This is a genomic window from Mesorhizobium sp. Cs1299R1N1, assembly GCF_037179655.1.
GTDB lineage: Bacteria > Pseudomonadota > Alphaproteobacteria > Rhizobiales > Rhizobiaceae > Mesorhizobium > Mesorhizobium salmacidum.
Window position 1 is genome coordinate 23,179 of sequence record NZ_JAPYKR010000002.1, and the last position, 12,888, is coordinate 36,066.

General features: G+C 63.7%; 13 protein-coding genes. 5 read left to right on the top strand and 8 right to left on the bottom strand.

The window, feature by feature from the left end; genetic code table 11:
• Positions 1-111 precede the first annotated feature (111 nt).
• The gene (locus O7A70_RS03615) at positions 112-1,305 is read left to right on the top strand and encodes a glycosyltransferase (RefSeq protein ID WP_337139053.1); all 1,194 of its coding nucleotides are present in this window, start codon (positions 112-114) and stop codon (positions 1,303-1,305) included.
• Positions 1,306-1,437: 132 nt separating this feature from the next.
• A complete protein-coding gene (locus tag O7A70_RS03620; RefSeq protein WP_337139054.1) occupies positions 1,438-3,717 on the top strand; it encodes an NADP-dependent malic enzyme in 2,280 nt (759 codons plus the stop codon).
• A gap of 33 nt (positions 3,718-3,750) precedes the next feature.
• On the opposite strand, the gene O7A70_RS03625 is transcribed toward O7A70_RS03620, so the two are convergent.
• Positions 3,751-4,464: an antitoxin Xre/MbcA/ParS-like domain-containing protein gene (locus O7A70_RS03625; RefSeq protein WP_337139055.1), complete on the bottom strand. Its 714-nt coding sequence runs from the start codon at positions 4,462-4,464 to the stop codon at positions 3,751-3,753.
• 390 nt (positions 4,465-4,854) lie between these two features.
• Positions 4,855-5,847 carry an adenosine kinase gene (locus O7A70_RS03630; RefSeq protein ID WP_337139056.1) on the bottom strand — a complete coding sequence of 331 codons (993 nt, stop codon included), beginning with the start codon at positions 5,845-5,847 and terminating at the stop codon, positions 4,855-4,857.
• A gap of 266 nt (positions 5,848-6,113) precedes the next feature.
• On the opposite strand from O7A70_RS03630, the gene O7A70_RS03635 reads away from it, so the two are divergent.
• Complete coding sequence (locus tag O7A70_RS03635; protein ID WP_337139057.1) at positions 6,114-7,016, top strand: DMT family transporter; 903 nt, start codon at positions 6,114-6,116, stop codon at positions 7,014-7,016.
• 120 nt (positions 7,017-7,136) lie between these two features.
• Entirely contained in the window at positions 7,137-7,847 is a 711-nt protein-coding gene (locus O7A70_RS03640; RefSeq protein WP_337139058.1) for a sulfate transporter family protein, read from the top strand.
• A gap of 4 nt (positions 7,848-7,851) precedes the next feature.
• Here O7A70_RS03640 and O7A70_RS03645 read toward each other — a convergent pair whose 3' ends face one another.
• The 6 genes from O7A70_RS03645 to O7A70_RS03670 all read right to left on the bottom strand — a co-directional run bounded on the left by O7A70_RS03645 (position 7,852) and on the right by O7A70_RS03670 (position 12,526).
• Positions 7,852-8,850 (bottom strand): proline racemase family protein, encoded by a 999-nt coding sequence (locus O7A70_RS03645; RefSeq protein ID WP_337139059.1) that lies wholly within the window; start codon positions 8,848-8,850, stop codon positions 7,852-7,854.
• Between the two features lie 11 nt (positions 8,851-8,861).
• Entirely contained in the window at positions 8,862-9,665 is an 804-nt protein-coding gene (locus O7A70_RS03650; protein WP_337139060.1) for an isocitrate lyase/PEP mutase family protein, read from the bottom strand.
• 75 nt (positions 9,666-9,740) lie between these two features.
• Complete coding sequence (locus O7A70_RS03655; RefSeq protein ID WP_337139061.1) at positions 9,741-10,592, bottom strand: hypothetical protein; 852 nt, start codon at positions 10,590-10,592, stop codon at positions 9,741-9,743.
• 155 nt (positions 10,593-10,747) lie between these two features.
• A complete protein-coding gene (locus O7A70_RS03660; RefSeq protein WP_027142190.1) occupies positions 10,748-11,419 on the bottom strand; it encodes an HAD family hydrolase in 672 nt (223 codons plus the stop codon).
• Positions 11,420-11,473: 54 nt separating this feature from the next.
• Complete coding sequence (gene dut, locus O7A70_RS03665; protein WP_337139062.1) at positions 11,474-11,959, bottom strand: dUTP diphosphatase; 486 nt, start codon at positions 11,957-11,959, stop codon at positions 11,474-11,476.
• 96 nt (positions 11,960-12,055) lie between these two features.
• Positions 12,056-12,526: an Lrp/AsnC family transcriptional regulator gene (locus O7A70_RS03670; protein WP_337129262.1), complete on the bottom strand. Its 471-nt coding sequence runs from the start codon at positions 12,524-12,526 to the stop codon at positions 12,056-12,058.
• 113 nt (positions 12,527-12,639) lie between these two features.
• On the opposite strand from O7A70_RS03670, the gene O7A70_RS03675 reads away from it, so the two are divergent.
• The gene (locus O7A70_RS03675; RefSeq protein ID WP_337139063.1) at positions 12,640-12,888 is read left to right on the top strand and encodes a DUF6356 family protein; all 249 of its coding nucleotides are present in this window, start codon (positions 12,640-12,642) and stop codon (positions 12,886-12,888) included.

The following is a 12,888-nucleotide window of genomic DNA, read 5'->3' on the forward strand; positions in this document are numbered from 1 at the left end:
AAAGCAGGGGAAGACCGCGAGCCATCTTTCCATGGAAGGGCTATTCAGCCTGCATTGCTCGATGGTGTGATCGCGAATATCTGTCGTCTTGGAGTATAGCGGCGGGGCATCATGGACAGGGACGGGCACGAAACGTTCGAGGAGATGGTGGGACCGATCGGCTCGGTACTCGAACGGCTCTGGCTCATGACGGCCCGGCACGCCAGCCAACAATTGGACGGGCTTAAGGTGTTGGCGGCCAAGCGCCTTCCTTTCGCGCTGCCGCTCAGCGGTCCGTTGTCCCACCTGGACGGCGGCATTTGGCTCGCGGTTTACGTACTCAACCACGATCCACTGCTGATCTACACGCCGGTCGGCGGCGCGCGCCCACTCAACTCAATCGTGGCAATCGGCCGTCGCCTAGCCTCGCGGCGCGCCGTGTTCCTGCTGATGCCGAGTTGGACGCTCGAGCGGCCGCACGTCGTCGCAAAGCTTGGCCGGGATCTCGCCTGGTACCGTGAGAACTTCCCGCTCCACGAATTGATTTTTCTTTGCAATACGCAAGAGGAGCGTCGTCTGGTCGCCGCTGTGGGAGGAACCGCGATCTTCTCCAACCACAATTTGATGGTCAGCGAGGACATCTTTCGACCATTGCCGGGTGTCCCCGTCGAATTCGACGCAGTCTATAATGGTCGCATCTCGCACACCAAGCGCCACTACCTCGCCTTCGACATCGAAAGGCTTGTCCACATCACCTTTTCGATCGGCGAACTGCCCCGGGCCGGCGACCGTGCCTTCATCCGCCGCTTGCAGGCGCAATCGCCGCTGCATCGTATCGCCAACCCGATCATTAATGGCCTGACTGGCTGGCTGGCGCCGCAGGAGGTCAATCGCGTCTACAACCAGGCCGCGGTCGGGCTCTGTCTGTCGGCGGCGGAAGGGGCAATGTGCTCCAGCATGGAATATCTGATGGCCGGGTTGCCGGTGGTGAGCACACCTAGTCTTGGCGGCCGGGACGTCTTTTTCGATCCGGACTATTGCATCATCGCCGAGCCCGATCCGGCGGCGATCCGGCGCGCCGTCGAGACGTTGCGCCACCGCGCCATTCCGAGCGAGGAGATTCGCAACCGCACGCTGGCCAAGGTGCGGGCTCAACGGCAGGAACTCACAATATTCCTGTCCGACCTGCTGAAGAGACTGGGAAGCAGCCAACCGCCGCTATCGCAATGGCCGTTCCCCGGAACCAGGACGCTGCGGCGATGGGCAACGGCCCGCCAGCATGCGCATGAAATCATGGCATCCAGGGTGGCGCGGAACGGCTCCTGATCGAGCGTGTCCGCTTTGAAGCAGCTTTGCAGAGCTTCGTGGTTTACACGCGGCGGCCCGTGGTCTTAATTCGCAAGCGCACAGGCACCCGCTTCAAGGAGGTGCCGCACCGGCGAGGAAATCAAAAGCATCATGGCCAGGAAAACCGAGAACAACGGTCCGTCCGTCAGCGCGCAGGAAGCGCTCGAATTCCATGCCATGGGCAGGCCCGGCAAGCTGGAGATCGTCGCCACCAAGCCGATGACCACGCAGCGCGATCTGAGCCTCGCTTATTCGCCTGGTGTCGCCGTGCCCGTGCGCGCCATCGCCGAGGATCCATCGAGAGCCTTCGACTACACGACGCGCGGCAACATGGTCGCCGTCATCTCCAACGGCACCGCCATCCTTGGCCTCGGCAATCTCGGCGCGCTGGCCTCCAAACCGGTGATGGAAGGCAAGGCGGTGCTGTTCAAGCGCTTCGCCGATGTCGATTCCATCGACCTCGAGGTCGATACCGAGGATGCCGACGAGTTCATCAACTGCGTGCGGTTCCTCGGTCCGTCCTTCGGCGGCATCAACCTGGAAGACATCAAGGCGCCGGAGTGTTTCGTCATCGAGCAGCGCCTGCGCGAACTGATGGACATCCCGGTCTTCCACGACGACCAGCACGGCACGGCCATCATCTCGGCCGCCGGCCTGATCAACGCGCTGGAGGTCACCGGCCGCGACATGAAGACCACGAAGCTGGTCTGCAATGGTGCGGGCGCCGCCGGCATCGCCTGCATCGAGCTGATGAAGGCGATGGGTTTTTCGCCCGAAAACATCACCTTGTGCGATACCAAGGGCGTGGTGTTCCAGGGCCGCACCGAGGGCATGAACCAGTGGAAGTCGGCGCACGCGATCAAGACCGAGGCGCGCAGCCTGGCCGAAGCGCTCGACGGCGCCGATGTCTTCCTCGGCCTTTCCGCCAAGGGAGCGCTGACCACCGCCATGGTGCAGTCGATGGCCAAGAACCCGATCATCTTCGCCATGGCCAATCCCGATCCCGAGATCACCCCGGAGGAAGTGGCCGAGATCCGCACTGACGCCATCATGGCCACCGGGCGCTCGGACTACGCCAATCAGGTCAACAACGTACTCGGCTTCCCCTACATCTTCCGCGGCGCGCTGGATGTCAGGGCCACCACCATCAACGACGACATGAAGATCGCCGCCGCTCGCGCGCTCGCCGAACTGGCGCGCCAGGACGTGCCCGACGACGTCGCCGCCGCCTATCAGGGCAACCGGCCGAAATTCGGTCCCAACTACATCATTCCGGTGCCGTTCGACCCGCGCCTGATCTCCGCCATTCCGATTGCCGTGGCCAAGGCGGCAATGGATTCGGGCGTCGCCCGCAAGCCTATTCTCGATCTCGACCGGTACGCGCAGGAGCTTTCCGCCCGCCGCGACCCGATCGCCTCGACCCTGCAGCGTATCTATGACCGCGTGCGCCGCCAGCCCAAGCGCATCGTCTTCGCCGAAGGCGAGGAGGAGCAGGTGATGCGCGCCGCCGTCTCCTATGTGAACCAGCGGCTCGGCACCGCCATCCTGCTTGGCCGCGACGATGTCATCAAGGAGAACGCCAGGCTCGCCGGCATCGATTTGAACAAACAAGGCATCGAGATCATCAATGCGCGTCTGTCGCGCCGCAATTCGATCTACACCGACTATCTCTACGAACGCATGCAGCGCAAAGGCTTCCTATTTCGTGACTGCCAGCGGCTGATCAACAACGACCGCAACCATTTCGCCGCCTGCATGGTGGCACTGGGCGACGCAGACGGCATCGTCACGGGCGTCACCCGCAACTATTCGACCGCGCTCGACGATATCCGGCGCGTCATCGACGCCAAGCCCGGCCACCGCGTCATAGGCGTCTCGATCGTGCTGGCACGCGGCCGCACGGTGATCGTCGCCGACACCGCCGTCCACGACATGCCAAACGCCGAGCAGATCGCCGACATCGCCGAGGAGGCGGCCGGGTTTGCCCGCCGCATGGGCTATGAGCCGAGGCTCGCCATGCTCGCCTACTCCACCTTCGGCCACCCGCAGGGCGAGCGTTCCGAGCGCATCCAGGAAGCCGTGCGCATTCTCGACAAGCGCCGCGTCGATTTCGAATATGACGGCGAGATGGCAGCCGACGTGGCACTCAACGCCCGCGCCATGGCGCAATATCCGTTCATAAGGCTCACCGGCCCGGCCAATGTGCTGATCATGCCGGCGTTCCACTCGGCCTCGATCTCGACCAAGATGCTGCAGGAACTCGGCGGTTCGACCGTCATCGGCCCGCTGCTGGTCGGCCTGAACAAGCCGGTGCAGATCGTCTCGCTGAACGCCAAGGACTCAGATATCGTGAATATGGCGGCGATCGCGGCGTATACGGCGGGGACCTGAGGAGCGGTCGCCGTGGCGGACGAAAGCTGGCGATCAGACTGGGTCTCTCACCCCCGGCGCAGACACCCGCGCTGCCTCGACCACCTCCTCCGCCCGGTCCTGGCGCAGCAGATCGATCGGAATGCGGCTGTCGAGTTGTGCCGCTGGGCGGGTCAGCCACAGCCATGCGAGCCTCGGGTTGCCGATGAGCTCCAGCACGTCGCTTATGCCCGCCACCGGCCTGCCGTCGACGAACTGCGCCAGCGGGAAGACGTGCTTGCGGCCACCCTTGCGCAGCGCGATGACGTCGCCCCGCCGCTGCCAGCGGTGCAAGGTGGAGCGGGCGATGCGCAGGTTCTCTTCCAGATAGGTGGAGCCGGCGACGCGGCCGGCCCAGTCCTCGATCAGCATCGATTCTAGGTCGTCGGACTGGGGAAGCGCGGGAAGCGTTTCGGCCTCTGCCGACAGCGTCGTCGTCCCCACCGTGCCGGCTTCGCTGCGGCGCGCGGCTTCCGCCGCGAGCGCGCGCACGAATTTCGAGGCAAGGCCGGGAAGGTCGGCATGGATGGCGTCGATGGCGCGCTGGTGCTTGGGCGACAGCAAGGTGACCGCGGACGCTATGCTGCCGGCGATCTTGCCGACCGAGATCATTGTCGGGCCGTTGATGGCCTCGTCATAGTGGGCAAGCGCACGCTCGACTTTTTCCGCCACCATGTCGGCGAAATCGTCCTGCGTGATGCCGGTCGTCTTGGTCTGAAATCTGGTCATGCATCTGTCTTCTGGGCCGCGCGCGCTCCTCCCTCGGCCGCGGCCGGTTGTAGAACGGTTACGGCGGAAAATGGAAAGCGCGACGGCAACAGATGCAGCGACCCGACAGGTTGCTGTCCTGCATTGCTCCACACCCGATTAGTCTGCCGAAATGTCAGTCACGGCACGCTCGCATTTGCCTTTAGGAGCGGTCTGTGACAACTGCGCGACGGTGAGAAGCGGTCCGCGCTTGCCTTATCCCTGCGGGGCCCGAAGGGCGGGCGAGGCCCGTGACTCGCCCAAGACGGTTGAGGGTGCTGGACGGAGTGCCGCCATTGCCAAGCTGGAACACCCCTCATCCGGCCGCTTCGCGGCCACCTTCTCCCACAAGGGGAGAAGGGAAAGTCGTTCCTACAACAACCCCGCCTGCTCGGCCTCTTTGCGCAGGTTCTGCCGTGGCCTTGGGCCGATCTGCTGGATCACCAATCCGGCCGCCAGTGAGCCAAGATCGCCGCAGGTCTGGAGGTCGCGGCCCTGTGTATAGCCATGCAGGAAACCGGCGGCGTAGAGGTCGCCGGCGCCTGTCGTGTCGACCAGTTCCTTGATGGCGGTTGCCTTTATGACCACGGTCTCGTCGCCGCGGACGATGACCGAGCCTTTTTCGGAACGGGTCACCGCCGCGATCTTGCAATCCTTGCGGATCTGCGCCAGCGCCTCGTCGAACGACGAAGTCTGGTAAAGCGACTTGATCTCGTGGCTGTTGGCAAAAACGATGTCGACCGTGCCCGAACGCATCAGGTCGAGGAACTCGTCGCGGTAGCGGTCGACGCAGAATGGATCCGACAAGGTCATCGAGACTTCGCGACCGGCCGCGTGCGCAAGTTTCGCCGTCTGCCGGATGGCTTCCTTGGCGCGCGGCGGGTCCCACAGATAACCCTCGAAATAGGTCACCTTGGCGCCCGACGCCTTGTCGGCCTCGACATCTTCCGGCCCGAGTTCGATGCAGGCGCCGAGATAGGTGTTCATCGAGCGCTCGCCATCGGGGGTGACGAAGATCATCGAGCGCGCCGTCGGTGGCTCGCCCTCGAGCGGCCTGGTGTCGAAAGCGACGCCCTGCGCGTGGATGTCGTGCGCGTAGATTTCGCCCAGTGCATCGTTGGAGACCTTGCCGAAGAAGGCGGCGCGTCCGCCGAAGGAGGCGACACCAGCCGCCGTGTTGCCGGCACTGCCGCCGGAGGCCTCGATCGCCGGGCCCATGCGGCTGTAGAGCAATTCGGCGCGGTGGGTGTCGATGAGGTTCATCGCGCCCTTGATGATGCCGTTGGTCTCGAGGAAGTCCTCCTCGCACTGGGCGATGATGTCGACAATCGCATTGCCGATGCAAAGCACGTCATAATCCGGCATCAATGTCTCCGCCAAAACCCCGAGCCGGCTTCTTGCCATGCCCGCGCGGGTCTACAGCATGAGCCTGAAAACTGGCAACCGATTTTCTGTCGTTGCCGGCGTAGCGGCGAGGCCCGTCCTTTGCCGAAGAAGCCCGCGACTGCGCGCCTGCAAGACAGTTCTGCAGTTGTACCCAGGCGTTACGACAATTCGATCGTGGCCGAAGCATTTCGCCGTGACGTTGCCTAAAAGGGCTTGTTCGATCCCGATCCGAAGGCGGCAAGCCCATGTCAGCAAAGAGCGATACGACCACCGACCTGGCGTTGCTCGGCGTGCTGGCGGTGCTGTGGGGCGCGTCCTACACCTTCATCAAGATCGGCGTCGAGACCATCCCGCCCATCACCTTCATCGCCGCCCGCACCCTGATCGCGGGCGCCATCCTGTTCGCCATCATCCGCTGGCGCGGGCTTGCCATGCCGGGCGACGCGGCAAGCTGGCGCCGCTTTGCCTTCCAGGCCTGCCTCAACAGCGTCGTCCCGTTCACGCTGATCGCCGCCGCCGAGCGTTCGGTCGACGCCGGCCTTGCCACCATCCTCAACGCTACCTCGCCGATCTTCACCTTCCTGCTGACGGCGCTCATCACCCGTCATGAGCCGGTGACGGCGCGCAAGCTGGTCGGCGTCGGCGCCGGCATCGCCGGCATCTGCCTGATCGTCGGCACGCAGGCGCTTGGCGGCATCGGCCACCAGCTCTGGGCACAGCTAGCCATCGTCGCGGCAACGGTGTGCTATGCGGGCGCCGCGATCTTCGGCCGTGGCTTCAAGGGCCTCGATCCGATGCTTCCCGCCGCCGGTTCGATGCTGTGCGGCGCCATCATGCTGGTGCCGCTCAGCCTGATGGTCGACCAGCCGTGGACGGTGGCGCCTTCGGCGGCTTCCATCCTCGCTTTGCTCGGCCTGTCCGTGTTTTCGACGGCACTGGCATTCGTCATCTATTTCCGTCTGATCCACACGCTGGGTTCGGTCGGCACGACGTCTCAGGCCTATCTGCGCGTGCCGATCGGTGTCGGCATCGGTGCCGTGTTCCTCGGTGAAAGCCTTGGTCCCACGGCTTGGCTCGGTATGGGTTTTGTCGTTGTCGGCGTGGCTGCCATGACCATACCGGTCCGCAAGCCAGGCTTTGCCCGATAGGCAGACCTTTGGAGCATGCGATGGCTGGCAACGGCCCGCGCTTGTGCTCGCGGGCCGCACTGCCTATCTCGGGAGCGTCCTGCCTTGTGGCTGTGTCCGCTGACCTGGGGGTGAAGCACGGTGATTTTCGACGCTGCCCGCACCGCGGCCCTGGAGTTGCTCTCGCCTCCGTTTCGCGCCGTGTTCATCAAGACGCTTGGCCTGACCCTGCTGGCGCTGGTCGCCCTGTGGTTCGGCCTGACCAGCCTTGTCGAATGGCTGGCCCTGCCGTGGCTCCAGACATTGTTGCCCGGCATACCGTCCTGGGCCGGTTGGCTGGGCGGACTAATCGCCGCCATCGCGTTGGCCTTCGGCATGGCGCTGCTGGTCGCGCCGGTCACGGCCGTCATCGCCGGCCTGTTCGTCGACGATGTCGCCGAAGTGGTCGAGCGCACCGACTACCCCGGCGACCCGGCCGGACGCGCCATGCCGGCATTGCGTTCGCTGGTGCTGGCGATAAAATTCTTTGGCGTCGTCATCCTGGGCAACATTGTCGCCTTGCTGCTTCTGCTGGTGCCGGGCATCAACATCGCCGCCTTCTTCATCGTCAACGGCTACCTGCTCGGACGCGAATTCTTCGAATTCGCCGCCATGCGCTTTCGCCCGGAGGAAGATGCGAGGGCCCTGCGCAGGCAGTATGCCGGAACGGTGTTTCTCTCCGGGCTTGTGATCGCGGCCTTCCTCGCCGTGCCGGTGCTCAACCTGCTGACGCCGCTCTTCGCCGCCGCCATGATGGTACATCTGCACAAGGCGGTCTCGGCACGGGAAGCGGCCCGTCCCGCACGCGGTTGAGTCTTCAGCGCAAGAGAAAGCCGCGCCCCAGCTCGTCATCCGGTTCGACAATGAATTCGGCTCGTCCGGAATAATAGGCACGGCCGCCGACGCGGGCGACAATCGCTTCGTATGGGCCGGCCTTCGCCGTTCGCGCCACCACCCCGGAAAAGCGCGAGCCGGCGATGCTCTCGAAAATGCGCGTCTGCCCGATGGCGATCTCGCCCTTGGCATGCATGGCCGCCAGCCGGGCGGTGACGCCGGAACCGGTCGGCGAGCGGTCGACCTCCGCCTCGGCGAAGACGCAGACATTCCTGGTGACTTCCCCGGAAAAGGCGTCCTTTCCATCGGTCAGGATGGTGCCATAGAGGAAGGCGAGGTCATCATGATCGGGATGGGACAGCGGAAGCTCGGCCTTGAGCCGGTTCGTCAGCGCGGTTGCCGCATCGACGAAATCGCGTACGCGGTCGCGGCCGAATTCCAGCCCGAATTGATGGCAGTCGGCCAGCGCGTAAAAAGCCCCGCCATAGGCTATATCGAAACCGATCTTGCCATATTCCGTCAGCTCGATCTGTTGGTCGCCGGCAAACAGGAAGGCCGGCACGCTCTCGAACGACACCGAACCGGCCTTGCCGTCGCTGACCGCGACCGAGGCGACGACCAGGCCGCACGGCGCCTCGATGTTCACGGTGGTGAACGGCTCCTGTTTCGCCACCAGCCCTTGATCGATCGCGTAGCGGCCGAGCGCGACGATGGCGTGGCCGCACATGGTCGAATAACCTTCATTGTGCATGAACAGCACGGCGAGGTCGGCGCCGGGCAGGTCGGGCTCGACCAGCAGGGCGCCATACATGTCGTAATGGCCGCGCGGTTCGAAGATCAGCAGTTTGCGCAAATGATCGAGATGGTCGCGCACATAGGCGCGCTTCTCCAGGATGGTGCCCTTGGGAATACTGGGATAACCGCCCGTGACGATCCGGAGAGGCTCGCCGCCCGTATGCATGTCGACGATAGTAAGGTTCATCCGGGCTCGTCCTAGCCCTGGGATTTGCCGTACAGCGCCTGCAGCTTGCCGAACGGCATGGCGGCGCGGGTGAAGCCGAACGTGCCGTCCTGCTGGATTTCGCGCGCCGCCGTCTCCAGCATGCCGTAGGCGAAATTGGTCAGCCACGGCCCTAGCGAAATCCGCTTGACGCCGGCCATGGCAAGGTCGGCGATGGTGAAGCCGGGCCTCGCCATGACATTGACCGGCTTGCCGACCGCCGAGCACAAGGTCCGTACCATCTCGACGTCGCCGATGCCCGGCGCATAGAGCACGTCGGCGCCGGCCTTTTCGAAAGCCTGCAGCCGCTTGATCGTGTCGTCGAGGTCGGACTTGCCCCAGAGGAAATTCTCGGCCCGCGCCGTGAAGACAAAGTCGCGCTTCAGCGCCCGCGCCGCCTCCACCGCGGCTGCGACACGCTCGACCGCGTGCGAAAACTCATAGATGGGCTTCTCCGGATCGCCGGTGTGGTCCTCGATCGAGCAGCCGGCAAGCCCGGCGGCTTCCGCCGCGAAAATGGTCTCGGCAGCCTGCTCGGCGCTGTCGCCCTTGCCCTTTTCGAGATCGGCCGAAACCGGCAGGTCGGTCGCGGCCGTCATCTCGCGGCAATGATGGATCATCTGGTCGAAGCTCACGGCTCCGTCCGGCAGGCCGCGCGAAAAGGCAAAGCCGGCGCTGGTCGTGGCCAGTGCCTTGAAGCCGAAAGAGCCAAGCAGCTTCGTCGTGCCCGGATCCCAGGGATTGGGCATGACGAAGGTCGAGGCATGCAGGTCGCGAAAAATCTTGCCCTTGTCCATGAATGCTCCCCCATGACGAGTGTCGGGGCGGATGCTACCGCGCTGTTCGTGGCCGGGCAAACGAATGCGGTTGGTTCAGAAGCGTTTCTCGTTGTCTGCTGCCAATTTCTCGAAAGCGTCGGAATCGGCGACATAGCGCGCCGTTTTCTTGTCCCAGCGGTAGGTTACGGAAATGTCGTTCGAGACGGCCTTCGGCGCCGGTTCGTCGCAAGTCTCTTCGCCAGGCACTGTCTTGTCGGTTATCGTCGCCTTGATCGCTGCGTAGGGCGAGCCATCGCTCAAAGCCTGGAAGGTCAGATCCTGGGAGCGCCGGTAGGAACAGACATTTTCGTCGAACGTGTTGATGAGGTCGATCAGCTCAAAACGGTCGTCTCGCACCAGGATAAGCGGCGTCGACATGTAGCCCTGGTTCGAATTGAAATGCGTGCTGGAGATCATCAGCGCATCGTCGCTGGCGCCCAGCGAAAGTTTACCGGGGTGGCGAAAGAAGGTGAAACGGTCGGTCGCCACGTTGACGGCATCGAGCAGCTTCGGTTTGCCGGTGAGGTCATAAAGCGCCAGCACCGCATAGCCCTCCGTGCTGTCGGGCGACTCGCCGAAGTCGAACAGCATGGCCAGCCGGTCCTTGCCGCCGGCTTTGATGCCAAGCACGCCGGCGCTGAAAACGCTCGGTGCCTCTGGTGGCGAGCTGTCATTGTCGGGACCGGCAATGTGCCGCATCTCGATCGGCGTGGAGCCGACATAATAATCGCCCTTGGCCGTCAGATCCGGAACGACCATCCTGATGAGATCGGCATAGGTCGTATCGGCATGGCCGGCGATGGGTTTGCCGAGGTCTGGGCTGGCGGCATCCTGGGCGCCGGCCGCGCCGCACAGCAATGGCAGCAACAGGCAGGCAAGGACGAGCCGATGCAAAAATCCTGACATGCTTGATATCGTCCCCTAACCGCAAGCACCGCGAAGCTAACATGGCTTGCCGGGCCGCGCAGCTACAGCATGTCGCGGCGAATAGGATTCGCCCGACCTGCTGTAAGCTTCTGATTTTATGCATGTCGTTATCCCGGCCTATCCGGCCGGCGAAATCAGTGGATCGGCACCAGTCCGGCGAGTTCGCGCATATCATCGAACAGGATGCCGCCGGCCTGGATCAGGCCGTCGCGGTCGGAATAGGGGTCTCCATGATAGGAAAACACCCGCATGCCGGCGGCGATCCCGGCCTGCGTGCCGGCGACGCTGTCCTCGACGACGATGCAGTCGGCGGGCGCGAAGCCCATGGTTCTGGCGGCGTGCAGGAACAGGTCGGGGAACGGCTTACCGCGCGATACCATGGTGGCGCTGAACATGGCATGTTCGAACAGCGGCAACAGCCCGGTCTGGCCAAGGGTTATGTGCATCTTGGAGATCCTGGCCGAGGTGGCGACGCAATAGGCGATGCCGGCCGCGCGGACCGCCTCGATGAACTCCCGGACATAAGGGATCGCCTCGACGCCATGGGCGAACAGATCCGGCAGGCCTGCATTCCAGCGCTCGACGAAATCGGCGCCGAGCCTGACGTCGGTCGTCTCTTCGATCTCCTTCTGCACCGAGACCATGCTTCGGCCGGAGAAGTTCTTGCGGCAATATTCGAAGGTCGTTGGATAGCCAGTCGCGCTAAGCCATTCGGCCAGGCGCCGGTTGGCCAGGTTCTCGGTATCGACCAGGATCCCGTCGCAGTCGAAGATGACGAGCTTTGGCAGCGGCCGTGTTTCAGTCATATTGGATCAGCCTACCCGGCAAAACGGTTCGCTGTGCCGAAACACAGCCATGCATCAGGCGGTACCGGTCGATCCGAATCCGCCCGAGCCGCGCGCCGTGCCGCCGGCCAGCGAACGCTCTTCCACCGCCACCTGCGTCACGGCGGCGAAAACGATTTGGGCAATGCGCATGCCGCGCGTCACGGCGAAGTCCTCGTCGCCGAGATTGACCAGCAGCACCTTCATTTCGCCGCGATAGTCGCTGTCGACCGTGCCGGGTGAATTGAGGACGGTAAGGCCATGTTTGAAGGCAAGGCCCGAGCGTGGTCGCACCTGGCCTTCCATGCCCTCGGGAATTTCCAGGATCAGCCCGGTCGGCACCAAGGCGCGTTTGCCCGGCAGGATCAGAAGCGGCCGGTCTTCGGGCACCGCCGCGCGCAAATCCATGCCGGCGGCGCCGGCGCTTTCATAGGCGGGAAGTGCAAGTCCCTCACCATGCGGCAACCTGACGAAGCCGACGGTCGGACCGATGACGGAAGGTGTTTGAAGGGCTGCGCGCATAAAATCGATCCTATCGGCGCGATTGCCGATTCGGTCAACTCGACCGCAGGGCTATCAACGGCTTTCTTTCGGGCATCACTGTGGCCTGAAGACGGCTCAACGCACTTCCATCGGAACCACCGTCGTCTCCTTGATCTCCTCCATGACGAAGGAGGCGGAAACATCCGACAAGGCCACCTTGGCGATCAGCCGCTGGTAGAGCCGGTCATAGGCTTTCACGTCGGCGACGCGGGCGCGCAGCACATAGTCGAGATCGCCGGACATGCGGTAGACGCCGATGATCTCGGGCAAGCCCGCCACGGCGGCGCGGAATTTCTGCAGCCAGTCCGGGTCGTGGTTGGATGTGCGGATCAGGATGAACACCGAAAGGCCAAGTCCGAGCTTCTCGGCATCGACCAGCGCCACGCGGCCGGTGATGACGCCAGCTTCCTCCAGCCGCTTGACGCGCCGCCAGCAGGCATTGCGCGACAAGGCCACCCGCTCCGACAGCTGGTCGACCGACAAGGTGCCGTCGCGTTGCAGTTCGGCGAGCAACTTCCGATCAATTTCGTCGATTGCCAGTGTCATGTGGGATGTTTGTCCCATGAAGTCGCAAAATACAAGGATATTTTGGGACCAATGAACCGGTGAGGCGTGTCAGGATACTCATATCGGAACGCAAGCGCTGAAGGGGAACCAGCATGTCGGTCGCAAGGATTTTCACCTCTCATCCGGCCAAGGTCGGCGAAACCTATTTCGGCCATATGGCCTTCGCCGCATGGTTTTCGTCGCGCCTGCTGATGGCGGCGGGAGCAGCATTTGTTCACGCTTTCTTGCCATTTCTCTTTGAGACTACCGCCAGCCGAATCATTCGCGAGCTCTACGAGCGGACGCACAACAGAGGCACACACGCGATCAACGAGCCCGCGGCTCTTCCGGATCGCGCCTAA